The sequence below is a fragment of the Rarobacter faecitabidus genome, assembly GCF_006716265.1.
In the GTDB taxonomy this organism is placed as follows: Bacteria; Actinomycetota; Actinomycetes; order Actinomycetales; family Cellulomonadaceae; genus Rarobacter; species Rarobacter faecitabidus.
In genome coordinates this window covers 1406442-1429885 of sequence record NZ_VFOS01000001.1, presented here as the reverse complement: position 1 = coordinate 1429885, position 23444 = coordinate 1406442, and the positions used below count along the sequence as shown (strand labels likewise).

The following is a 23444-nucleotide window of genomic DNA, read 5'->3' as shown; positions in this document are numbered from 1 at the left end:
CAGGCTTATTCCACCGTAGATATGTCGTGTTTCGTAATGTTTGCTTGCTGATTGCACTCGATGACGAACTCGGGGCGGCGTCCAGGACACGTACGCTTCGGGTATGCCATTTACGGTGAGCCATGTTTGCGGTGCTACCGATCCGAAGATTGCCGTTGCCGATGGCCGCACTCGCCGCCGGTAGCATGAGCCCGGATCTGCCATACTTCGTGACCCCGCTGGCAAGGCTCGACGTCGATACCCACACCGCGGCCGCGATCGTCTCGGTCAACGTGGTCTTCGGGTTACTGATGTGGGGAGTTTGGCGGCTGTTGGCCACCGGACTGCATGCGCTTGTCCCATCCGACGTTCGCGAACGATGGGTGTTGCCGACGTGGCGCGACTTTCCCTGGTGGGCGGTCTGCGTGGCCGTGGCCGTAGGTGCCGCAACGCACCTGCTGTGGGACGAGTTCACGCACTTCGGCCGATTCGGGACTGAGCACATTCCGATGCTCACAGCCGAGTTCCCTTCTCCGCTGGGACCGCTCATGGGCTACCGCTACGCCCAGTACTTCAGTGGCATTGCAGGGCTCCTGGCCGTAGCAATCGTGATCGTGCGATTGCCCAGGCGCGCTGCGACGCCTACGGAGTCGCGATGGGTCACCCCCGCAGTCGTTCTGGCATGCGTCCTGTCCGGCATCGCAGGATCAGTGATCAAGGTGATGCTCGCCGGGGGAGTGGGCATCGGCGTGAGGGCTATCGCATTCGAGGGCATCACTGGCGGGATCGCTGCGATTGGGCTCGTCCTCGTGTTCGACGCGATCACGACGATGTTGCTCGGCAAGCGTGGCAGCGCGGATCATGGCTACGCGGGAGTTGTCCCGAACGCGCCCAAGGAGACCACGCAGTCCCGATAGCCTGGTCCCGAGGCTTCATCGCCCCGGCGTTGTGCGGCGAGCAAGACTGTGGACCTATCATGCAGGGCATGACCTTCGACGCCGAACCATCGGCCCCGCCGACCGTTTCACGTCTGCGCAGGTTCCTGCGCCGCCGGATCATCCGCTGGGCTCTAGTGGTAGTCGCACTGGCAGTCGTCGTAGTGGTGAGCGCGATCGTCTGGGTGCAGGGCTCCGGGAGAGGCGGCATCTACGACACGGCGGACGTTCCATCCCGGCCGGTGGCGCTCGTCCTCGGTGCCGGCCTGCGGTCCGACGGAACGCCCACGCTCTACCTGGCGCGGCGACTCGAGATTGCGCTCGACTTGTACGACCGTGGCGCGATCCGCGGTGTTTTGGCGAGCGGGGACAATTCCACGACCAGTTATGACGAGCCCTCCGCGATGCGCGACTGGCTGGTGTCTCGGGGCATCCCGGACGACGTGGTTGCCCTCGACTACGCAGGATTCGACACGCACGATTCATGCGTGCGCGCCCGTGAGATCTTCGGCGTCACTGCGGCGACCGTGATCACGCAGGACTATCACTTGCCGCGGGCGCTGTTCTCGTGCCGGCGAGCCGGGGTCGATGCCGTTGGAGTGGGCGCGTCGTCGGGGAACGGTACCGTCGGCAGGTATCGGGCTCGCGAACTGGCTGCGTCGGTCAAGGCCGCCTGGGACGGCATGACTCATCGCAAGCCCAAGTTCCTGGGCCCGCACGAGCCCGCACTAGACGGAATCCTCACGAACTGATCGCGGTGCCAAATGTTCGATGGATGCGTTTGAACGGTCGTGTGTCAATACCTACTACGAGATCACGACCCTCGCGCAGCCATACATGGCGGCACGAACGAATGCACCGTACGGCACCAACTATGACGCAACTAAGGGCTTCCGGTATGAAGTCGCAGCGGACGGTCAGGATGCGAGGACTGCGCTAGCGAACTGAGAATGGCGAGATCGACAGTCTGTCAACGCGGTCGTAGACTCGTTGCAGAAGCGCTTCGGTGGAGGCGTTGGATCACTCAACGATGAGGGACAAGAAGCATGAAATCACGCAACGATTGGTTGAGATATGTAAAGACGGGGCCGAGCGCCGCTGTGCAAAGGCGAGTTACCGCGCTTGCGGTTTCGCTGGTGCTCGCCGCGACGGCGGGCGTGGCGACTGCAGGCGCTTCGTTACAGGCCGCCGCCTCCGTGGGATCAGTGGCGTCATCCGAGATCGTGCAATCTGCCACTACTACCTCGGCAGGTCTCACCCAAACGGGTCCTGACCAGCAGCGATGGCTGTCCGTTCCGAACTCCCGCATGGTGCTTCATCCCTACGACTATCCACACGGTGGTCCAGAACTGGATCAGCACAACGGGCCGACATTCCCGATGGACGTCGGTACCTTCGCGTACGACGACGCGATTCGGGTCAACAACGTCCTGCAGATGTTCCACACGGACGACACCGCTCCACCGCCGACCCAGACCGAGCCGACGGTGACGGCGTACAACAACGACTTGAACTCCGCAGATGGCTGGGCGGTTGATCAGGTGTCCACTTCGGCATCCGGCGGCCGCGTGACGATCGCCACCGAAGCGGGCAAGGAGTGGGGGAGCATTATCAGCCCCACCATTCAGGTCAATGACATCGCCGTGGCCCGGTACTTGACCGTGAAGGTCACGAACGTTTCGCAGAAGTGGAACGTCAAGATCAACAACCCCGCCACCGGCAACGACTACGACACGCTGTTCCAGCCCGATTCGACGGAGATCGGCACCTTCACCTTCGATATCGCGAAGACTCTGGGGTGGACCGGAGCCAAGTCCCTCAAGGTGCGGTTGTGGGCAACCGGGGGATCAGGTGCGTCAGTGACCTTCGACTCGGTGACCATCAGCGACTACTACGCGCCGTTTGCGGACAGTTTCGGTTCGGGTGGTTGGGCTTCGTCTGCCAACGGTGTGACGATTGCGGGGGGAACGATCACCAACGGCGGTTCGAGCGGGTGGGGTGCCGTCGCGAAGACAGTGACGATCCAGAACATCGAGAACACGCCACTACTCACAGTCGATGTTGCCAACACCACCGCGAAGTGGGCGCTCAAGATTCGGCGCGGCTCATCTGGCAACGACCTCTCCCCGTCGCTGATTCACGACACAGATCAGACGGGGAAGATCACGGTTGACCTTGCGGCGGCGTACAACCTGACCGGTAAGCAAACGTTCGAAGTCCGCTTGTTCCAGGTTGGGCCGCAGGGATCGACCACAGTGTTCAACTCCATCGCCATTCACACGGGCGAGTCGTGGCTTCAACCCGCAACGGGGGTCGCGAATTCCTGGGCGCCGCACGAACTCGCGTTCACTGGCACCTACGGGTCCGATGGCCAGGTTGTCGGTCGGGACCAGTTCTCCGGTCCTGATGCGTTCGCGCGCGTGATCGACAGCAGTGGGCTCACCCGCGGCCAAGTCGTCGTCACCGGCCACATCGGCAAGAACGCGGCCTATGACGCAACGACGAACACGATCACCTACACCGCCGATGGCAAGTCCATTTCCAATCAGGTCCACACCGATGCTCTCGCGGTGGCCGTTGCGCTTCCCGCTGGGGTCGTGCCGACCTTTGACGGTGCAGCTACGCCCGCTGCGCAGGGTACTAGCCGTTGGCTGGCAATCTTGCCGGAAGGCTCCGTGAGGGCCGTGGGTGTGGGGTTCATCGCCCGGACCTCGACCACAGCGGCCGCGGTGATGGCTGCGCGCGCTGCGGCAATCGCCGCGATCGCCGATCCCGATGCTGACCGGGACTACTGGGAGACGTATTGGGACGAGTATCTCTCTCGAGTGCCGGTTCCACAGGACTTCTCGCTGTACCATGTCGAGGCTGACGGTGTGACACCGGCACAGGTGGAGCGCATGTACTACCTGGGTTGGATCACGATGGACATGAACGTGATGCCGGCGACTCCCGAGACGGGAAACAACTTCGCGAGCTTGGGTACTGGTATGGCGTCGCTCTACGACACCGGAACCATTGGCGTGTCCAACTCCGCAAGCTGGGACTCGCTGCTGGGTATCCAGCAACTCGTTCACGTCGACCCGGAGAACGCATGGCAGACCTACGAGGGCATGATGGCCCTCGTTGCTGAGGATGGGATGCTCGCCGGGGAGTCCCTGCCGTCCCGCAAGGCGCAGACCGCGTGGATCCTCTACCAGGTCACAGGCGACAAAGACCGCCTCGCGGCGACCTACGACGACCTGATCCGGCACTTGCGCTGGGAAGAGGACAACATGCGGTGGATGTCCACCGACCACGACGAGCCGGATGAGGTTGACAGCGAGTTCACCGCGTCTCTCTACTTTGACCTGACCTACGCCGAACGGATCTCAAAGCTGCTCGGAGAAGATGCGCACGTAGCGGAGTGGGCCGCGACCAAGACTCGTCTCGCTCGGAACTACGAGGAGTGGTTCTTCCCCGCGGAAGGCCGTACCCGCGGATTCCCCACGGTCCAGAAGATCTATTTGAATACATCGCGGACGAGTGCTCCGAGCGGAATATCCGTGTTCCGCGACCCTGCAACTCAGCGCTGGACCGATTCGGGCCACCAGTTCTACACGTCCACCGCGATGGTGATGGATCAGTTGGCCGATCAGGAAATGGGCTGGGTCGTAGAACGATTCATGCAGGAGTATGACCCAAACCGTCAGTTTGCGGGTCTGGCACGTATCGCGCAGAAAGCTCCCGACGCGCAACTGATGACCTATGGGCTCATCGACCGAGGTGACCTCGAAAAGGCTAGAATCTTCACCAATGCGACAATCCGTGACACCGTCCGGTCGAAGTGGTTTGCCGAGGTGTATCACGAGGCAGGTGGCACACGCGAGGGGACGCCGCGCGTGAGCGGCGTGCGGCCATCGATTTTCGGGATTACGAACCTGATCGAGAACATCTGGCTCAACAACGGCTACCGGATGGACCTCGGCAACCTGTCGGCAATTCGGCTGTCTGACTCGATGCAGGGTGGAATCGCCGGGCTCATGAACCTAGGTCAGCCCTTAGACCTCGACTTGACCGCCGACGGTGCGTTGCTGAGCGGCCCGGGAGCAGAGAACATCGGCTGCCGGTTGATTCTCCTCACCTCGGGAGAGACGTCGGGGCTGGACGACTGTGTGGGCAAAGACGCGCAGATCACTGTGCCTACTACCGCCGTGAAACAGGGGGAAACTCTTACGGTCTCCGGCACCGGATTCGGCGCGAACGAGGTTGTGCAGTTCTCGATCGGCGCCACGGGGGTGGGCAGTGCCATCGCGAATCCGGCTGGTGCGTTCGCCGGTAGTGTGGTCGTTCCCAAGGTTACGGGTGCTCAGACGTTTGTGGCGGCGGGGCCATATTCTTCGGCATCGATCGTTCTCACTGTGACCGCGCCGCCCGACGTCCCGCCGCCTGGTGGCGATAAGAGTCCAGTGACACTGGAGGTGTCCACCTCACCCGCCAAACCTCGCGTGGGGCAGCAGGTGACGCTCAAGGTGTGGGCCCGCACGACGGGAATATGGAAGGCCGCTAGGGTTAAGGTCACTGTGAACGGAGAACAGGCCACCGTGTCGGTCCCTGCCTCGGGTGTCGCCTCCGTGAAGTTGGGGCGCGCGACAAGTACGCAGGCGTTGTCTGTCAATGTGGCGTTCGCGGGGACCGATTCCCTGCTCGCCGCGAACCGGTCACTCGTTGTGAAGGTGGCGAAGGCTAGGTCCAAGGTGAAGATCACCGCGAAGAAGAAGTTGAAGACGGGCAAGCGACTCACTTTGCGTATTCGCGTGTCGGGTCCGTCGGACGTCAGCCGTGCAGGAAAAGCTTGGGTCCTCATCTCCGGAAAGCGCGTACGTACCGTCAAGGTGAGCCATTCCGGCAAGGTCACTGTGAAGGTGAAGGTCAGCAAGACTGGCATCCAGAAGGTCCAGGTGCGCTATGTGGGCAACAAGAATGTGGCCAAGTCGCAGCGGACGGTGAAGGTTCACACGCTGCGCTAGCTAGCACCCCGGCAGGTGGTGCAGTGGAACGCAAGCCCGTCGCTTGTGTCGTCTCTCGCGCGAGGGCCGCTGTTCAAAGTATGGTCGTGGGTTTCCACAGCTGACCTGCCGGGCAGCGGCCCTCCTTGTTTTTCCGCAAGAGGGTACGGGCTGGGTCTGTGCCGCATCGGCCTGCCCTTGTAGAATCCCGCAAGCGGGCGTTTCTCCGTAAGGGAGTTAAGGCGGGGTCTGTGCCGGGGCGGTATCTCTCACGGAGAGCATCCAAATACATCGACGCCCCCACGAATTCGCGGTACGTGAGTCGTGGGGGCGTCGGCCAATGCGGACCAGTGCGGCTAGCGGATGACGCGCAGCTTCGTGGTGTAGGTCCGTGCCGCCAGATTGGCGTTGCCTGTGTAGATGACCTCGATGCGGGTCGCCTTCTCGATTGTCCGGGTGGACTTCGCCGACACGCGGATGGTGGCAAAGTAGCGGCCGGCCTTGGTGCGCTTCACTGAAGCCTTGCCGATCGTGCGCTTGCCTGCCTTCAAGGTCACGTGTCCGGTCGGGTTCGCGCCCGAAACGGTGGCCAGGCGCACCTGGATTCGGACGGCCTTCTTGCGTTTGATCGAGCGCGCGGCCTTACCAGACTTGCCGGCCTTACCTCGGGTGACCTTCGCCGAGACGAGCTTGGTACGAGCCTTCTTGATCTGAACTCTGACGGTGGACGAGGAACCCGAGACAACCGCAGCGTTGGCTGGCTCGAATGAGACCTGCACGCCGTACTGACCAGCGCCCTAGTACTTCGGCAGAACCAGTGTGGCACGCCCGCTGGGCGCGGAAGCGTCGTGGAACACATCCAACGGCGGAGTGAAGTTGTGCGTCTTGCGGTCCTGATTCCCGACCGTCTTTGAACCAAGTTGTAACACGGGCTGATTTTCAGCCGCAAACGCAAACGGCCCCGACCCGGGTTTCCCCAGGTCAGGGCCATCTTTGCGGGTGCGCCGTCAGGGACTCGAACCCCGGACCCGCTGATTAAGAGTCAGCTGCTCTAACCAACTGAGCTAACGGCGCGCGATTAAGAACTCTAGCAGTACCCTCACCGCACTTCCAAATCGTTGCCGTTAACCGCGCAATTCCGCGGATCCGAGCACGTCGAGTGTCCAGGCCAGCTCAAATGCGACCTCGCGCCATTGGGCGTACCGGCCCGACACTCCGCCGTGACCGGCCGACATCTCGGTCTTCAGGAGCACGTCGGCGCCGACTTCCCGCAGGCGCGCGGTCCACTTCGCGGGCTCCACGTAGAGCACCCGGGTGTCGTGGAGCGAGGTGACCGCGAGGATGCGCGGATACTTCACCCCGTCGCGCACGTTCTCGTAGGGCGAGTACGACTTCATGTACTGATACACCTCGGGGTCGTGCAGCGGGTCGCCCCACTCGTCCCACTCGACGACGGTCAGCGGCAGCGAGGGGTCCAGGATCGAGGTCAGTGCGTCCACGAACGGCACATCGGCCACCGCGCCGGCGAACAGCTCAGGCGCCAGGTTCACCACGGCCCCGATCAGCAGGCCGCCAGCGGACCCACCCTCGGCCACCAGTCGATCCGGCGTAGTCCAGCCCTGCTCGATCAGGTGACGCGCGCACGCGATGAAGTCGGTGAACGTGTTCCGCTTGCTGCGGAGCCTGCCCTCCTCGTACCAGTGCCGCCCCAGCTCGCCGCCGCCTCGCACGTGCGCGATCGCGAACACTACGCCGCGGTCGAGTGCGGACAGGCGCGGAATCGATAGCCCGGGGTCGATCGACGCCTCGTACGCGCCGTACCCGTACAGCCGCAGGGGGGCGGCGGATTGCGGGACGCCGGCGTCGTCGACGGCAACGGCATCCCTGCGCCACACGATCGAGATGGGCACCTTGGTGCCATCGTCGGCGGTGGCCCACAGCCGCGCCTGGGCGTACTCGTCCGGGTCATACCCGCCGAGGACTGGCTGCACCTTGCGCACGTGCGCTGTTCGCGCGGCCACGTCGTAGTCGAGCACGGTGGCCGGGCGAACGAACGACGACACCCCCACTCGAACCAGCGGCTGGTCGAATTCACCGCCCGCGATTCCGACGGCGGTGAGCTCGTCCCCGAATTCCAGCGGACTGAGCCGCCACGGGATCTCAGCCGAAGCGCCGAGCGCCTCGTCCACACCAAGGAGCGCAACCGCGGGCACGGCACGATCCCGGTACGACACGGCCAGGAACGTGGCGAACGCGTCCACGGCCTCGATGCGCTGGCCGGGCTCAGGAGCGAGGACGAGTTCTCCCTCGCCCATAGCAAGCGGTACTCCCGCAGGCACGGGAGTACGGGTGATCGCGAAGTCCTCATGGTCGATGTTGTGGCAGATCAGCAGCCACTCCTGCGCTCCGGACGTCGCGTGCTCCACGCTGTATTCGACGCCATCGCGGCGCGGCCACACGATCACGGGTTGTCCGGTGGGCTCGTCCACGCTGATCAGCGCGGTTTCCGAGGTGATTTTGGACGAGGCCTCCACCAGCACGTACCGGTTCGTGCGGCTGAGGGATATGCCGACCCAGAACCTCTCGTCCGGCTCGTGCCACACGAGCGCGTCCTCAGTCGGATCCGTGCCGACGCGGTGACGCCATACCCGGTCGGGCCGCCAGGCGTCATCGACGGTCGTGTAGAAGACGTACGCGCCGTCGGGCGTGATGAGCGCGCCGCTGGAGGTGTTCGCGATCGTGTCCGCCAGATCCTGGCCGCTCGTGAGGTCGCGGATGCGCAGCGTGTAGCGCTCGTCGCCGACGACGTCGGTGGCGTAGGCGAGCCGCGTTGCCGAGTCGTCGAGGCTGAACGACCCGACCGAGAAGAAGTCGTGTCCGTCCGCCTCGGCGTTCGCGTCGAAGATGACCTCCTCGCCGGGGAGCATGCGGCCCGGCTCGACCGCAGGGGGAGTCCAGCTGTCGCCAGTGACCGGCACGCGCGACTGGGTAGAGTACTGCTTGCCCTCCTCAGTGCGAGCGAAGTACCACCAGTCGCCCCGGCGGCCCGGGACAGACATGTCCGTTTCCAGCGTGCGGCCCTTGATCTCCTGGAAGATCTGCTCGCGCAGCGGCTGCAGATGCGCGGTGCGTGCGCGGGTCCAGTCGTTCTCGGCCTCGATGTACGCGATCGTCTCGGGGTTATCCGCGTCGCGCAGCCACTCGTAGTTATCGATGAATTCGTCCCCGTGATGCTTGCGCACCGACGGCCGGCGCGCGGCGCGCGGGGGCGTCACGGGATCGCCGTCTGCGTGGGGCTTGGGGGAGAAGTCGGTGATGGGGTCCTCAGTACTCACGTTGCCCACGGTACGCCATACGTTCGCGACCTCTAAGATGGAGAAATGCCGCAGAAGAAGATCGCCCTGGTGACCTGCTCCGACCTGCCAGACCTCGACGGGGACGACCAGCCACTCATCGGTGCGCTGGCCGCCAAGGGAGTCGAGGCGTCGGCCGTGGTGTGGGATGACGAGGCCGTCGAGTGGGACTCCTTCCATCTCGTCGTCGTCCGCTCGACCTGGGACTACGCTCACCGCCGCGACGAGTTCATCGCCTGGGCGGCGCGCGTTCCGCGACTGGTCAATGCGCGTGAGGTCCTGGAATGGAACACCGACAAGCAGTATCTGAAGGACCTCGGGGATCGCGGCATCACGACGATCGACACCCTGTGGCTAGATCCAGCCAAGCATCTGACCAGCCAGGCGATCCACACCAGGTTGCCCGCATTCGGCGACTACGTCATCAAGCCCACGATCTCGGCAGGCGCCCAGGACACCATCCGCTACCGCGAGTCGAGTGCCGAGGCCCGCGGAAACGCCATTCTGCACGTGCGCGACTTGCTCCGCGACGGGCGTCACGTCATGGTTCAGCGCTATCTCAAGCGCGTTGACACGGTCGGTGAGACCTGCCTGATCTTCATCCAGGGCGATTTCTCCCACGCCGTCCGCAAGGAAGCCATGCTCCAGCGCGACGTCGTGCCGGCCAAAGGGCTGTACCAGCGCGAGGTCATGACCGCGGCCGAGGCGAGTGCCGAGGAGTTCGCGCTCGCGGAGGAGACCATGGATCAGACCGCGGCAATCCTCGGCATCCCGCGTGAGAGTCTGCTCTACGCCCGCGTCGACATGCTTCCGGGCGACGACGACAAGCCGCACCTGCTCGAACTCGAACTCACCGAGCCGTCGCTGTTCTTTGCGCAGGCTCCGGGTTCGCTTGACAAGTTCGTCGACGCGATTCTCGCGCGGCTGGGCTGAGCCCCGGCGGGTTTTGAGTCTGTCAAGGCTGAGCCTATCGCGGGTGGACCGTGAGGACCGATGCGGATGCCCGTACGCGTGGTGGGCGGTCTTCGCACTGGCGTCCGGGAGTTGTTGCGCACTGCAGTGTGGACTCGACTCCGAATAGGGGTAGAAAAGAGATATGCCGCAACCCCGACAAGTCGACGTTGCGGCACATCGCATCAGGGTCCCTACGTGAAAAGTTCGCAAACTTTCCCCCTCGAACGAAAGCCTGGTAACACGGTGGTATCGCGGTGCTTACCGGGAGTCGCGGAGGCTGTTCGGACCGCCGTCGAGGGATGCTCGGGGACCGATAGTGCGGAGAATCGAGACGACTCGAACTTTTCTCACCGCCGCCGAGATCGACAGCTTGGTCGGCGATTACCTCGCAGGAGCAGGCGCCCAGGAGTTGGCCGAGCGATACGGGATTCACCGGGCGACGGTGTTCGCGCACCAACGTCGTCGGACCCTACGGGCTTGGGTGTTCATGAGCAGGCCGAAGCCGCCAGGTTCTACCGGGACGGTGTCTCGATACGGGCGATCTCCCGCCGCATGGGAGTGGTCCGCAAGGCTGTCCGCACATCCTTGGTCCGGGCGCAGGTCGTGATCCGGAATTGACTCGCCACTTTGTCCCGTCTCAGATTGCGGGGCCTATTTTGGTTCTTGCTTCGTGCTAGACGTACGTGGTCGGTCTAGTCCCGGATGGTGGTGTAGCGGTCGGTGATCCTTCGACTGGTGATCTTGGTTAGGGGCTGAGTTCGAGGACGGTTTGGTCGGGTACCTCCTTGCTGCTGGTATCGGGGACGAGCGTGAGACGACTTTTGGCGAGGATGTCGAGGCCGAGGTAGCGGCGTCCTTCGGCCCATTCATCGGTCTGCTCAGCAAGGACTGCCCGACAAGGCGGATCGCCCGCACGGCGCGCCGGTGCCGGAGCTCGCGGCGCGGGCTTTGTGATGCCCGAGCCGTTCGATGTCCTTGCTGCGCTGATTCGCGTGGATCGTTCGCCGAGCCTGGGGCTCGCGGCGCGGAGCCTCGCGACGGCTGGCGTGCCTGTGTTCCCGTGCCTCGTCGAGGGGAAGCGTCCGCTGACTCGCCGTGGGTTCCTCGACGCGAGCAGCGAGCCGGAGCAAGTTGCCGAGTGGTGGTCGCGTACACCGGACGCGAACATCGGCATCCCGACAGGCGCGGCATCGGGCGTGGTCGTCGTCGATGTCGATGTGCGCGAGCGTTCTTCGGCGGGCCGACCGTCCCGAACTACCCCTCACCGCGCGGCCTGCTCGATATCCCCGGCTGGCAACAGATGGACCTCGGCGAAGCCGCCTGAGCCGTCGAAGTGTCCGCCTACCCCGACCGTTACCGCAACTACGCGCCCGCCGCAGACAGCATCCCCGCTGCCCTCACCACAGGCGGCAGTGCCGCTGGCGGCGCGGGTGGCCCGGCGGTCTTGTCGTCGCGGGTGGTGTTCCCGCTGCCCGAGGGCACCTGGGTGCTGTCCTCGCCGTTCGGGATGTGGGTGCACCCGATCACGGGCGAGCGGAAGATGCACACTGGCACCGACTTCGCCGCGCCCGACGGCACCCCGATCCTCGCCGCCGCGGACGGCACCGTCACCGTCGCGGAGGTCTCCGGCGGGTACGGCGGCCTCATCGTCATCGAGCACACCATCGCCGGCAAGACCGTCGCGACCGCCTACGCGCACATGTGGCAGAGCGGCATCCACGTCCGCCGCGGAGACCGCGTGAGCGCCGGGCAGCACATCGGCGATGTCGGCTCCTCGGGCATGTCCACCGGCGCACATCTGCACTTCGAGGTCCGCCCCGGCGGCACGAACGGCGAGGCCATCGACGCCGCCGCCTGGCTCAACCAGCACGGGGCCGCGAACCTGCCCACGGCGACCAGCGGATCACCCGCCTCCTGCAACAACACCACCGCCGGTGCGCCGACCGGCGTCGATGGAGACCCCGACCGGCTCGTCGACGATCCCACCAGCTCGGGCAAGATCACCGCCCGCATGCTCCACCTCTACCAGCAGACCCTCGCCGCGTTCCCAGACACCGGCTGGGGCTGCTACTCACCGCGCCCCGGCACCAAGTCCGAGCATCCCCTCGGCAGAGCGTGCGACATCACCTTCGGCAACCGCATCGGCCAGCGACCCACCCCGGCCCAGCTCGACGTCGGCTGGAAGGCCACCAACTGGATGAAGGACAACTCCGACGTGCTCGGCGTCGAGTACCTGATCTGGCAAGGCCAAATCTGGTCCGCCGCCCGCGACGCCCAGGGCTGGCGACCCTACAACGGCGGAGGCATGCACGACCCCACCTCCATCACCGGAGGCCACTACGACCACCTCCACGTCACAGTCGGGCCGTAATGTCGGAAATTGCGTCTAGCGCAGGATTCCTTACGCCACTGCAACGTTCGGTGACTCAGCAGGACGAACCGGTACCAGCGCGCGACGCCTGCGGATCGAGCACGCCGGAGAGCATCGCCAGCGTCTCAGGGACGAGCGTGTAGTAGGCCCACCTGCCGCGCTGCTCACGGGTGACCAGGCCGGCGTCGACGAGCTGCTTCATGTGATGCGACACGGTGGGCTGGGACAGGCCGACTGGCTCGGTCAGGTCGCACACACATGACTCGCCGCCGGACTGTGTGGCGATCATCGACAGCAGCCGCACCCTGGTCGGATCGCCCAACGCCTTGAACACCCGCGCCAGCCGCTGCGCGTCCTCCACGTCCATCACGCCCGCGGTAACCGGCGCACAGCACCCGGACGCATCCGTGGTCAGCAGAGGCAGCAAAGTCGTCATGGTGCCCACTCTACCCCCACGTATTGACATCTGTCGATGCATCGACCATCATCAATATGACTTGATCCATCCGACACGAACGGAGCACGCCATGACCGAGAACACCACCGACACAGCCGAGCTGCGGGAGCAGGTTCGCGCCCGCTACGCCGGAGCCGCGACTGCGGTCAAGGCGGGCACCCGCAACGCGGACCTGCTGGTCGAGGATGGCTTTCGGAGTACGTCGTGTTGTGGTGGTACACCCGACGGACAGGGCGCGGTAACGCCGAAGATTGAGCAGGCCGAGTCGTCGTGCTGCGGCGACACAAGCGCGGCGGAGCGGAGCTTCGGCGCGGGCCTCTACGACGCCGCGACCACCGCCGGGCTGCCGATCGAGGCGGTCGAAGCGAGCCTGGGCTGCGGGAACCCGACCGCCGTGGCCGAGCTGCACGAGGGCGAGCGAGTCCTCGACCTCGGCTCCGGCGGCGGCATCGACGTGCTGCTTTCCGCCAAGCGGGTCGGCCCCACGGGGTTCGCCTACGGGGTGGACATGACCGACGAGATGCTGGACCTCGCCCGCGAGAACGCGGCCAAAGCCGAAGCCACCAACGTCGAGTTCCTGAAGGGCACCATCGAGAACGTGCCCCTGCCCGATGGCTCGGTGGACGTGGTGATCTCCAACTGCGTCATCAACCTCTCCACCGACAAGCCCGCCGTGCTCGCCGAGATGTTCCGCGTCCTGACCCCCGGCGGACGGATCGGGGTCTCCGATGTCGTCGCCGAAGACCACCTCACCCCCGAGCAGCGCGCCGAGCGCGGCTCCTACGTCGGCTGCATCGCCGGAGCCCTCTCCAAGAGCGAATACATCGACGGGCTCGCTGCAGTCGGGTTCACCGACGCGAGCGTGGAGTTCACCCATGAAGCCGCCAACGGCATGCACTCGGCGATCATCCGCGCCACCAAACCCGCCGCGTGACCAGCGCAAACGGCGTGAGCACAGCGACGGCCCCGGCCGTCGTCGGGGTGCGGCGGTTGTCGACGCTCGACCGATGGCTGCCGGCCTGGATCGGCCTCGCGATGATCGCCGGGCTCCTGCTCGGCCGCTTCATCCCCGCCCTGGCCGACGTGCTCACCCGCATGGAGGTGGCCGGCATCTCGGTGCCGATCGGCCTGGGTCTGCTGGTGATGATGTATCCGGTGCTGGCGAATGTCCGCTACGACAAGGTGGCCGCCGTCACCGGCGACAAGAAGCTCCTGGTGTCGTCGCTGGTGCTGAACTGGCTGGTCGGCCCGGCGGTGATGTTCGCCCTCGCCTGGGTGTTCCTGCCCGACCTGGCCGAATACCGCACCGGACTCATCATCGTCGGCCTCGCCCGCTGCATCGCGATGGTCGTGATCTGGAACGACCTCGCCTGCGGCGACCGCGAAGCCACCGCCGTGCTCGTTGCGATCAACTCGATCTTCCAAGTCATCGCGTTCTCGTTCCTCGGCTGGTTCTACCTCACCGTCCTCCCCGGATGGCTCGGCCTCGACACCCAGGGCCTCGACGTGTCGGTCGCCAAGATCGCGCTCAACGTCCTGGTCTTCCTCGGCATCCCGCTCATCGCCGGGTTCGCCTCCCGCTGGATCGGCGAGCACCGCCGAGACCGGGCCTGGTATGAGGACACGTTCCTCCCGCGCATCGGACCCTGGGCGCTCTACGGACTGCTGTTCACCATCGTGCTGCTGTTCGCACTCCAAGGCGAAGCGATCACATCGAACCCGCTCGATGTGGCCCGGATCGCGCTGCCGTTGCTGGTCTACTTCGCCCTCATGTGGTTCACCGGACTGCTACTCGGCAAGAGCCTCGGCCTCGGCTACGCCCGCTCCACAACCCTCGCGTTCACCGCCGCAGGCAACAACTTCGAACTCGCCATCGCCGTCGCGATCGGCACCTTCGGCGCCACCTCCGGCCAAGCCCTCGCCGGCGTGGTCGGCCCCCTCATCGAAGTCCCCGTCCTCGTCGCCCTCGTCTACGTCTCCCTATGGGCGGCCAGACGCTGGTTCCACACCGACCCCTACCAACCCGAAACGAGCCCACGATGACCACCACGCCCAAGCCGACCGTCCTGTTCGTCTGCGTCCACAACGCCGGCCGTTCCCAAATGGCCGCCGGCCTCCTCACTCACCTGGCTGGGGACCAGATCGAGGTTCGCTCCGCCGGGTCCGAACCCGCCGACCAACTCAACCCCGCCGTCATCGACGCCATGCGCGAGGTCGGCGTCGATATCACCGCCGAGCGCCCCAAGCTCCTCACCACCGACGCCGTGAGAACAGCCGATGTCGTCATCACGATGGGCTGCGGCGACACCTGCCCGATCTTCCCCGGCAAACGCTACGAAGACTGGCAGCTCGACGACCCCGCCGGACAGGGCATCGAGGCCGTCCGACCGATCCGGAACGAAATCGAGGCCCGCATCCGCGACCTCATCACCCAACTCACCTGACCCAGCCCGCCGTCCCAGGAGCGCCCGACGCACCTGCACAGCATGAAGCGCGCACCACTCACCCGGCTCCACCGAAACCCAGAACCCCGGCACTTCGATCATCCGACTTCGCTGGTGAGGTGATCGGCGATGGGTGTCTTTCCCGACTTCGACGGGCTCGGCGGCATCGGTGACCTCCGTGCCGTGGTCGGTGCGCTCCTGACATTCGTCCTGATCGTCGCCGTCCTCATGCTGATCGTCTCGGCGATCGTCTGGGCGATCGCGACGGCCCACGGTAACTACACGACCGCCAGCAAAGGCCGCATCGGTGTCCTCGTCTCCGTCGGTGCCGCCGTCCTCGCCGGAGGCGGCGTCGCCTGGATGAACTGGCTCCTCAACCTCGGCCAACAGCTCTGACGTCGAACATCTCTGAGCTTGATGCCCACGTCCTCGCCGACGTGGGCATCGTCGTCTCCGCTTCGGGGGGTCACGGGGTGCACCTGTGGCGTGTACCCCGTCTGCGAGTTCGTGGGCGGGCCGCCCGTCGCCAAGGAGACTCACCGTGTTCGATCTGCTCGCCAACGTCATGTCCGCGCCGCTGCTGGTGCCGATGGACATCAACATCGACCCCAACACCAACGGGTTGCCGGGGATCAACCAGCTCCGTACCATCGTCGGCGCGGTGATGACCATCGGCCTCATCCTGTCCGTGCTCGCGCTAATCGTGTCCGCGATCGTATGGGGCTTCGGCGCTCACTCCTCCAACCCGCACCTCGCCTCGCGCGGGAAGATCGGCGTCCTCGTCTCCTGCGGCGCAGCGGTGATATGCGGTGCGAGCGTCACGCTCGTCAACTTCTTCTGGAACGTCGGCCAGTCCGTCTGACCCGCCTGTCGTCGAGAGTGCTGGTGTTCGTGATGGGTGTGTGCGACGTTCCCGTGATCTCCTCGGTCTGCGATGCCGTCGGCGAAGGGGCCGCTTCTCTGGTGGCGGCCCCGTTCGATTGGCTCGCCCAGGCGATGGGTGCCGCCGCGGGGTGGGTGTTCGAGGCGATTTGGTCGGTGTTCGACACCACGACGCTGGTGGATGTCACCAAGCCTGGCTACATCTGAAGCGCCCTGGGTTTGTTAGAGACTCAGCTCATTCGATTTGGGTCTGCTGCACGGCATCATGTCCTCGATCGCCGAGTTCTACTCACGCAACCTCGCTACCGAAACAGTGAAGGGGCTCACTCAAAAGGCCGCGCAGGGTGGCACCACGAATCGAGCACCGATCGGCTATGTGAATGCGGGTGTGCGCGACGAGCGCGGCCGCGAGAACCGCACCGTACAAGTCGACGAAGAGCGTGCGCCGCACATTACGTGGGCGTTCCAGGTGTACGCATCCGGCAGGTGGCAGCTCTCTCAGATCCATCGCGAACTGATCGCCCGTGGGCTCACCACCCTGCCGACACCGAAGCGCCCCTCGAAGCCGATAGCGATCTCAACCCTGCACCGGTTGCTGTCGAACCCGTACTACAAGGGCGATGTGAGGTTCAAAGGCGCAACCTACAAGGGCAGCCACGAAGCGATCGTGCCGAAAGAGGTCTGGTATCAGGTGCAAGCGGTGACAAGTCAGCTGCTGACGCGACCCAAGTGCATGACCACTACTTGAAGGGCTCGGTCTATTGCGGCCAGTGCGGCGAACGCCTGATTATCAACAATGCGAAGAACCGGCACGGGAACATCTACCCGTATTTCGTGTGCTCGGGAAGGCACTCGGGAAAGACCGAGTGCACCCGGCAGGCGATGCTCATCGAAGATGTCGAGCGGCTCATCGAGAAGTACTACGAGATGATCGAGGTGTCACCCGCTCTGCGGCAGGACCTTGCCGGGAAGATCCACGCCGACTTCGACCTGCTCATGGCGAATGAGACGAAAGAGCTTTCGCGGCTGACGGGCGAGCGCGACCGTCTCGATGATGAGCGAATGAAGCTGTTGCAGGCTCACTATGCGCGGGCGGTGCCGATCGACCTGTTGAAGCAGGAGCAAGATCGCATCGCGAACCAGATCGGTGACATTCAACACCGGCTTGAAGCGCATCACGACGAGTATGCGTCAGCACGGGCGAACCTCGATGATTCGCTCGGGCTGCTCGCCAACATAGTGAGTGTGTACCAGCGCGCCGATGACGCAAACCGGCGGCTGTGTAACCAGGCGTTCTTCCATCGGATCTTCATCGAGGAAGACGGGGATGTGTGGGTCGAGTACGAGCGACCCTTCGGGTCACTCTGCGACACGGAGGAGCAGATGAACGCACTCAACTGGGCGGCTGACGCGAAAAAGAAGGGAGAGGTTCAACCCGGACAAAGAGTGGTGACTCTTGTCGAGGGTTTGACCCTCTCCCATTTGGGGTGGCTAACGGGACTCGAACCCGCGACCCCCGCGACCACAACGCGGTGCTCTACCAACTGAGCTATAGCCACCATCGCCGTTCCGCATGAGGCGGAAGGACTTCCCACCGCAGTGGGCCGCAGACGATTCTAGCCGGTCATCCGCGAATTGCCGAATCGTCCTTACCGCTGGGCCTTGCCGGCGGTGATCGTGCCCGAATAGGACCCCGCGGCGATCATTGAAGCGATCGAACGTGCCGTGTTGGAGTCAGGTCCGGCATCCGACGGGAACAGCGCGGCACGGTAGTAGCGCAGCTCATCGATGCTTTCGAGGATGTCGGCGAGCGCACGGTGGCCACCGTGCTTCTCCGGCGAGGCGAAGTAGACCCGCGGGTACCAGCGGCGCGCGAGCTCCTTGATGGACGAGACATCGATGATCCGGTAGTGCAGGTGCTCGGACAGGAGCGGGAAGTCGCGCTCCAGGAACGCCTTGTCGGTACCGACGGAGTTACCCGCCAACGGAGCCTTGCGTGCGTCTGGCACCCACTGCTTCACGTATTCGAGGACCTGCCGCTCGGCCTCGGCCAGGGACAGCCCGCCATCCAGCTCCGTGATCAGCCCGGACGTGGTGTGCATGTTGCGCACGAAGTCGCCCATGTTCTCCACCGCCGCGGCGGGCGGCTTGATGACCACGTCGATGCCTCGGTCAAGCGGAGTCAGATCCGACTCGGTCACGACGGCAGCCACCTCAATGAGGGCATCCGACTCAAGATCGAGGCCGGTCATCTCGCAGTCGATCCAGACGATGCGGCCAGCGGGGGCTTGGTTGTTTGACACGCTGTTTAGCCTATCGCTGATTGGGGGTACCCCACCTGACGCGTCAGGTCGGAGATTTCGTTACAGGGGCCATCGGCGCCAAGCGAGGCCGCGATGCTGGATATCACAGCGCTGGGCGTCACAATGCCGTGAGGATGACCGGGCCATCCTCGGTGACGGCAATGGTGTGCTCGAAGTGCGCGGCGCGGCGGCCGGTGGCGGAACGGATGGTCCAGCCGTCGTCGTCATAGGTGTAGTTCGCGTTTCGGCCGGCGATGAACATCGGCTCGATAGCGATGGTGAGGCCCGGAGCCAACTTCAAGCCCTTGCCGCGGCGGCCCTCGTTCGGGACGAACGGATCCATGTGCATTTCGCGCCCAATGCCGTGGCCGCCGTGATCAGGCAGATTGCCGAACCGTCCCCGGCGGGCAACGGCATTGACCGCGTGGCCGATGTCGCCGATGTGGCCGCCGACCTGCGCGGCCGCTATGCCGTCAGCGAGTGCCTGCCGGGTGGCATCGATCAGCGCTAGGTCCTCGGCGGACCCGTCTCCGACGATGAAACTGATCGCCGAATCGCCGCACCAGCCATCGAGCACGGCCCCGAAATCGAGTGACACGAGGTCTCCGTCAGCGAGCACCTGCTTCGTCGGAACGCCATGCACGATCGCGTCGTTGACCGAAGCGCAAACCACGCCCGGGAACGGAGACGGCGCCCAATTGGGGTGGTATCCCAGGAACGGGGACGTGGCGCCAGCGGACTTCAGGACTTCGCGGGCGGCCTCGTCCAAGTCGAGCAGCGATACCCCCGGCGCGCTCACCCTGTGCATCGCATCGAGGGCGCGTGCCACCACGCGCCCTGCCTCGCGCATGCCCGCGATTTCGCTTGGCGTTTTCAGGTCAACCATGCCGACAACCCTACCTGCGCGGGCAGCAGGCGATGAAAAGGGAGCTGAATCCGGCGTGCGGGGACGGCTGCCGCACGCCTCATTCCCCGCCGGGCACCCGGGCACCGTGAGTGATTCGTGAACAAGGTCTTCGCGGATTAAATACCCTCGCTAGAGTGTTATGCAGCGTGAAGGACAAGAACTGTGCAGCGCAACGCGCGCGATAAGGGGTAAGGGAACTGCATGTCGACCATTGAGATCACCAAAGAGAACTTCAGCGACACCGTTCGCGATAACGACATCGTGCTCGTCGACTTCTGGGCGGAGTGGTGCGCGCCGTGCCGCGGCTTCGGTCCCGTCTTCGAGGCGTCGTCGGAGCAGCACCAGGACGTCGTCTTCGGCAAGCTCGACACTGAGGCGCAGCAGGAACTCGCCGCGGCCGCGGGAATCACCTCGATCCCGACCATCATGGCGTTCCGCGAGGGAGTCCTTGTCTTCTCCCAGCCTGGAGCGCTCCGCGCACCCCAGCTCGAGGAACTGATCGGATCGATCAAGGACCTGAACATGGAAGAGGTCCACGCGAGCATCGCCGCAGAGCAGGCAGCGAGCAACTCCGGTTCCTGACCGGCGGGCCCGGAGGGGGACGATGGCGGGAGCCGAAATGACGAAGACTGCGCCACAGCGCAACACCCGGCAGCGCACCGCCGTGCGAACGGCGCTCGGTCATCAGCCCGGCTTCGTGTCCGCCCAGGATTTGCACGCCAGCATGCGCGCGGCGGGGGAGACCGTAGGGCTCGCCACCGTTTACCGTGCGCTTGCCGACATGGTGCGGTCGGACGAGGCCGATTCGATCCACACAGAGGATGGCACTCAGCTGTTCCGAGCGTGTGAGGACGCCGATGGCCACCACCATCACCTGATCTGCGTCGATTGCGGTGCCACCATCGAGATCGACCCGCCGATGGAATCGTGGGTCGAGCAGGTCTGCGCCGAGAATGGGTTTACGCCGGTGCGGCACGTCCTTGACGTGTTCGGTCGTTGCCGCGACTGCCAGGGACTAGCGGCCCACGCCGAATAGCGTCGAGGACCGTTCCTCGCTTCGCAGCCACCGCCGGTCCGATCGTCCCGCGAACCAGCGGTCGATTCGCCGGTACGCGTCCATTCGCGCGTCGTGGTGCGACAAGAAGACATCGTGCAGCGCGCCGTCGATCCGTTCGATGTTCACCGAACTGCCGAGTTTCAACGCGGCGCGGGCGATCTCGTCCACGGTGAGGACGCTGTCCGCCCGGGTCAGCGCGTCGGACCACCTGGTGGGCACCGCGGAGCGCGCGGACAAAAGGACGCAGATCGGCACCCGGATATTGAGCCCACCCTGCACCTGCGCGTGTCCGGCGAGGATGGCGTTGAGCCATCCCGACCTGACCGGCATGGTGTGATCCGGGCGCCACTCCTCGTTGATCGTCATGGGCTGAGAGGGATCCGCGCATTCTCGCACCGCGCGCGCGTAGAACCCGAAGTCGACATTGGGGGCGGTGTCCTGCGGGCGTATCGCGGCCTGGAGGCCGACCAGCGGCGTGATGGCGGCCCGGACCACTGAACTGAGCTGGAATTCGAGCCACGGCGAGTTCAGGATCAGGCCGTCGGCGGCGCCCGGGTGCCTGGCAGCCCAGAGGCTGAAGATGAGACCTCCCGTGGAATGCCCGAGCAGAAACAGGCGGCGCCGACCCTCGAGAGTTGGATCCGATCGGCGAATCTCGGTGAGCGCTGCCTCGATGTCGTCGTCGTATGTGGCCAGATCGGTGATGAATCCCGGGGTTTGCCCTGCGAGCAGGCTACGGCCGTACTTGCGCAGGTCGAGCGCGAAGAAGCGGGCGCCCCGCTTGGTGAAGAATTCCGCCAGCGGCGTCTGGAAAAAATAGTCGGACCAGCCGTGGACATACAGAACGTCCACGTCCTCCAACTCGCGCGGAAGCTGGCGGAGTCCCCGCCGCGGAGTTGCCGCAGGCAGGTGCCGAACGAGCGTGGCGACGACCGGGCCCTCATCGTCCTCGCCGAGGGGCATGACCAGCGACTCGTAGCCGTCCCCGAGGAAATCCGGCTCCCAGACATAGGGCGGGTGAGCGTCCATGAGCTCTAGTGTGGCATTGAATGGGGCAGGGACGAGCGCCCCGTCGCGACGGAGGGCTCGTCCCTGCCCAGGATTCCGCCGGGTTAGGAGCCCAGGACCTCGGACTCCAGGCGGGCGTAGCTCGCCTCCATGCCCGACACCATTCCGGTGTCGAGGATCATGTCGCGCATCTCAGCGTTGTCGTACGTGATGACGAACGTCAGAAGCGTGCCCTCGGAAACCGGTGCGAGGGTCAGTTCATTGAGCGTGGCGGGCCCGGGGGCGCCCTCCATCGACTCCGTGGTGACCGCTCGGTAGGGCGGTTCGGCGGCCAGCAGCTCACCGATGAGCGCGAAACCGGCGTTACCCCCTTCTTGCCGCCAGGCGTAGCGGTAGTGCTCGCCCGGCGTGGTCGCGACCTGACAGTCGCTCATTTCCCAACCGTCAGGGCCCTTCAGCCAGCGCCGCAGGAGCGCGGGCTCGTGGTGTGCCTTCCAGATCTGCTCGACGCTCCCGCGAATGATGCGCGAGATACGCACCTTTGTGTCGCTGAGTAGCTGATGTGAGGTGGCCAGCGAGGCGGCGTATGAGGTGAGATCGGCCAGGATGTCGTCGATCTGCCCCATGGCGGCGGTCATGCCTTCCTGCATGCCCATCGCCAGCAGCTTCTCGAGTTCCTCGGCGGAGTTGAAATAGGTGATGGTGGTCAGGCGCGATCCCTGCGGGGTCGCCTCGAAGGAGAACGTCATCCGCATGGAGGGCATGTCGGTCTTCGGCTCGCCGTCATTGGTCGCGAAGCCGTCCTCGACCTCGAAGGACTCGCCGTCGGTGACCGTGAGGAACTTCCAGTAGCCGTGTGATTCCTCGCCGTCGGGTCCCGTCATGTAGTAGTCGGAGCGGCCGCCGGGGGCAACGTCGTGGCGGGTGAAGGTGGCGGGCCACTGCGGGGGACCCCAGAACTTCTCGATCTGGCGCGGGTCGACGTAGGCGTCCCATAGGCGGGTGACCGGCACGGCGAAATCGGCGACGACGGTCAGGGTAACTTTCTCGGGGTCTTTGGTGACGGACGTGATGGGCATGGAACTTGCCTTTCGGGACGGAGGTCGGCGGAACCTCGAAGGGTCTGAGATCTGTTGTGCGGCGAGCTGGATCGACGGGGTAAATCGTTGTCGAGCCGGGTCGACACGGGTCAATCCTCGGCGAGCAGAGCGTCGAGGCGCTCGATGCGACCGCGCCAGATCTGTTCGTATTCGTCGAGCAGGCCACGCACCTTGCGCAGCATGCTGGGATTGGCTTGGACGAGGCGCGCGCGGCCATTGGCGTGCTTGGTGATGAGACCGGCTCCCTCCAGGACGGAGACGTGCTTGTGGACCGCCGCGAACGACATGTCGTAGTCCGCGGCCAGTTCGGTCAGCGATTGCTCCCTTGTGAGGGTCCGCTGGATGATGTCGCGGCGCGTGGCGTCGGCAAGGGCGTGGAAGATCCGATCGACCTCGTCGTCGGTCAGGCGCTGCGACTGTGTTTGTATAACCATTTGGTTATACGTTAAGGCGCTCGTGGGCTTTCATCAACCGGAGCGAGCCGGAATGCGCCGTCACTTTCGATGGAATCGAGTCCGGCAGGTTACCGGCAGCGCTGGAACTCAGCCGCCTTCCGGGTTTGCCACCCCCGTCGCTGGCCGCCCAGGGGATTGGCGCCCAGTGTGTGACGGCATTGTGCTAACGAAGAACGCATGGACTCCACACCACCAGAAGTTCTTCGGAACGCGGCTGCGACACTACTCACACGCGGCTAGGCGCCGCCCACACC

General features: G+C 64.9%; 21 protein-coding genes, 2 tRNA genes and 5 pseudogenes. 16 read left to right on the top strand and 12 right to left on the bottom strand.

Annotated features, from left to right (window positions below; translation table 11 throughout):
• Positions 1 to 122 precede the first annotated feature (122 nt).
• From FB461_RS06345 to FB461_RS06335, 3 genes are all read left to right on the top strand, one after another.
• Positions 123 to 896 (top strand): DUF4184 family protein, encoded by a 774-nt coding sequence (locus tag FB461_RS06345; RefSeq protein WP_142119958.1) that lies wholly within the window; start codon positions 123 to 125, stop codon positions 894 to 896.
• Positions 897 to 964: 68 nt separating this feature from the next.
• The gene (locus FB461_RS06340) at positions 965 to 1666 is read left to right on the top strand and encodes a SanA/YdcF family protein (RefSeq protein ID WP_142119955.1); all 702 of its coding nucleotides are present in this window, start codon (positions 965 to 967) and stop codon (positions 1664 to 1666) included.
• Between the two features lie 453 nt (positions 1667 to 2119).
• Positions 2120 to 5920 carry a hypothetical protein gene (locus FB461_RS06335; RefSeq protein ID WP_142119953.1) on the top strand — a complete coding sequence of 1267 codons (3801 nt, stop codon included), beginning with the start codon at positions 2120 to 2122 and terminating at the stop codon, positions 5918 to 5920.
• Between the two features lie 335 nt (positions 5921 to 6255).
• Here FB461_RS06335 and FB461_RS06330 read toward each other — a convergent pair whose 3' ends face one another.
• The 3 genes from FB461_RS06330 to FB461_RS06320 form a co-directional block, all read right to left on the bottom strand.
• On the bottom strand, positions 6256 to 6678 hold the full coding sequence (locus tag FB461_RS06330; RefSeq protein WP_142119951.1) for a GIY-YIG nuclease family protein: 423 nt from the start codon (positions 6676 to 6678) through the stop codon (positions 6256 to 6258).
• Between the two features lie 221 nt (positions 6679 to 6899).
• A tRNA-Lys gene (locus FB461_RS06325) sits at positions 6900 to 6973 on the bottom strand.
• Between the two features lie 50 nt (positions 6974 to 7023).
• Positions 7024 to 9234: a S9 family peptidase gene (locus FB461_RS06320; RefSeq protein ID WP_425466886.1), complete on the bottom strand. Its 2211-nt coding sequence runs from the start codon at positions 9232 to 9234 to the stop codon at positions 7024 to 7026.
• A 45-nt stretch (positions 9235 to 9279) separates the two neighbouring features.
• Between FB461_RS06320 and FB461_RS06315 the strand changes: the two genes are divergently transcribed.
• Positions 9280 to 10185 carry an ATP-grasp domain-containing protein gene (locus tag FB461_RS06315; protein WP_142119949.1) on the top strand — a complete coding sequence of 302 codons (906 nt, stop codon included), beginning with the start codon at positions 9280 to 9282 and terminating at the stop codon, positions 10183 to 10185.
• Between the two features lie 766 nt (positions 10186 to 10951).
• Here FB461_RS06315 and FB461_RS06305 read toward each other — a convergent pair.
• Positions 10952 to 11098, bottom strand: a pseudogene (locus tag FB461_RS06305) (IS256 family transposase); the annotation flags it as partial.
• Positions 11099 to 11159: 61 nt separating this feature from the next.
• Here FB461_RS06305 and FB461_RS06300 point away from each other — a divergent pair.
• Positions 11160 to 11507 (top strand): annotated as a pseudogene (locus FB461_RS06300) (bifunctional DNA primase/polymerase); the annotation flags it as partial.
• Positions 11426 to 12577 (top strand): annotated as a pseudogene (locus FB461_RS06295) (M23 family metallopeptidase); the annotation flags it as partial. The pseudogenes FB461_RS06300 and FB461_RS06295, both read left to right, overlap by 82 nt.
• Positions 12578 to 12632: 55 nt before the next feature.
• Here FB461_RS06295 and FB461_RS06290 read toward each other — a convergent pair.
• The gene (locus FB461_RS06290) at positions 12633 to 13013 is read right to left on the bottom strand and encodes an ArsR/SmtB family transcription factor (protein WP_142119947.1); all 381 of its coding nucleotides are present in this window, start codon (positions 13011 to 13013) and stop codon (positions 12633 to 12635) included.
• Between the two features lie 91 nt (positions 13014 to 13104).
• Here FB461_RS06290 and arsM point away from each other — a divergent pair, with 91 nt between their 5' ends.
• The 8 genes and pseudogenes from arsM to FB461_RS12285 form a co-directional block, all read left to right on the top strand.
• The gene (arsM, locus tag FB461_RS06285) at positions 13105 to 13968 is read left to right on the top strand and encodes an arsenite methyltransferase (RefSeq protein WP_142119945.1); all 864 of its coding nucleotides are present in this window, start codon (positions 13105 to 13107) and stop codon (positions 13966 to 13968) included.
• Between the two features lie 101 nt (positions 13969 to 14069).
• Positions 14070 to 15077 carry an ACR3 family arsenite efflux transporter gene (gene arsB / locus FB461_RS06280; RefSeq protein WP_342776125.1) on the top strand — a complete coding sequence of 336 codons (1008 nt, stop codon included), beginning with the start codon at positions 14070 to 14072 and terminating at the stop codon, positions 15075 to 15077.
• Entirely contained in the window at positions 15074 to 15478 is a 405-nt protein-coding gene (locus FB461_RS06275) for an arsenate reductase ArsC (protein WP_142119943.1), read from the top strand. The genes arsB and FB461_RS06275 overlap by 4 nt, the downstream gene beginning before the upstream one ends.
• Positions 15479 to 15607: 129 nt before the next feature.
• Entirely contained in the window at positions 15608 to 15874 is a 267-nt protein-coding gene (locus FB461_RS06270) for a DUF6112 family protein (RefSeq protein ID WP_142119940.1), read from the top strand.
• Positions 15875 to 16043: 169 nt separating this feature from the next.
• On the top strand, positions 16044 to 16340 hold the full coding sequence (locus tag FB461_RS06265; RefSeq protein WP_425466905.1) for a DUF6112 family protein: 297 nt from the start codon (positions 16044 to 16046) through the stop codon (positions 16338 to 16340).
• A 32-nt stretch (positions 16341 to 16372) separates the two neighbouring features.
• A pseudogene (locus FB461_RS06260) lies at positions 16373 to 16564 on the top strand (conjugal transfer protein TrbL); the annotation flags it as partial.
• 40 nt (positions 16565 to 16604) lie between these two features.
• Entirely contained in the window at positions 16605 to 17108 is a 504-nt protein-coding gene (locus tag FB461_RS12290; protein WP_246046047.1) for a recombinase family protein, read from the top strand.
• Positions 17090 to 17221, top strand: a pseudogene (locus FB461_RS12285) (recombinase zinc ribbon domain-containing protein); the annotation flags it as partial. The gene FB461_RS12290 and the pseudogene FB461_RS12285, both read left to right, overlap by 19 nt.
• Before the next feature lie 78 nt (positions 17222 to 17299).
• On the opposite strand, the gene FB461_RS12280 reads toward FB461_RS12285, so the two are convergent.
• The 4 genes from FB461_RS12280 to map form a co-directional block, all read right to left on the bottom strand.
• Positions 17300 to 17536, bottom strand: a complete 237-nt coding sequence (locus FB461_RS12280) for a hypothetical protein (RefSeq protein WP_246046046.1) — start codon at positions 17534 to 17536, stop codon at positions 17300 to 17302.
• Between the two features lie 307 nt (positions 17537 to 17843).
• Positions 17844 to 17919, bottom strand: a tRNA-His gene (locus FB461_RS06250).
• A 90-nt stretch (positions 17920 to 18009) separates the two neighbouring features.
• A complete protein-coding gene (gene orn / locus FB461_RS06245) occupies positions 18010 to 18612 on the bottom strand; it encodes an oligoribonuclease (protein ID WP_142120851.1) in 603 nt (200 codons plus the stop codon).
• Between the two features lie 169 nt (positions 18613 to 18781).
• The gene (gene map / locus FB461_RS06240) at positions 18782 to 19549 is read right to left on the bottom strand and encodes a type I methionyl aminopeptidase (RefSeq protein WP_142119936.1); all 768 of its coding nucleotides are present in this window, start codon (positions 19547 to 19549) and stop codon (positions 18782 to 18784) included.
• A 222-nt stretch (positions 19550 to 19771) separates the two neighbouring features.
• On the opposite strand from map, the gene trxA reads away from it, so the two are divergent.
• Both trxA and FB461_RS06230 read left to right on the top strand, forming a co-directional pair.
• Positions 19772 to 20152, top strand: a complete 381-nt coding sequence (trxA, locus tag FB461_RS06235; protein WP_142119935.1) for a thioredoxin — start codon at positions 19772 to 19774, stop codon at positions 20150 to 20152.
• 37 nt (positions 20153 to 20189) lie between these two features.
• Complete coding sequence (locus FB461_RS06230; RefSeq protein WP_142119933.1) at positions 20190 to 20606, top strand: Fur family transcriptional regulator; 417 nt, start codon at positions 20190 to 20192, stop codon at positions 20604 to 20606.
• On the opposite strand, the gene FB461_RS06225 is transcribed toward FB461_RS06230, so the two are convergent.
• From FB461_RS06225 to FB461_RS06215, 3 genes are all read right to left on the bottom strand, one after another.
• Positions 20586 to 21656, bottom strand: a complete 1071-nt coding sequence (locus FB461_RS06225; RefSeq protein WP_142119931.1) for an alpha/beta hydrolase — start codon at positions 21654 to 21656, stop codon at positions 20586 to 20588. The genes FB461_RS06230 and FB461_RS06225 overlap by 21 nt on opposite strands.
• Before the next feature lie 83 nt (positions 21657 to 21739).
• Entirely contained in the window at positions 21740 to 22714 is a 975-nt protein-coding gene (locus FB461_RS06220; protein WP_142119929.1) for an SRPBCC family protein, read from the bottom strand.
• 110 nt (positions 22715 to 22824) lie between these two features.
• Positions 22825 to 23169: an ArsR/SmtB family transcription factor gene (locus tag FB461_RS06215; protein WP_142119927.1), complete on the bottom strand. Its 345-nt coding sequence runs from the start codon at positions 23167 to 23169 to the stop codon at positions 22825 to 22827.
• Positions 23170 to 23444: the final 275 nt, after the last annotated feature.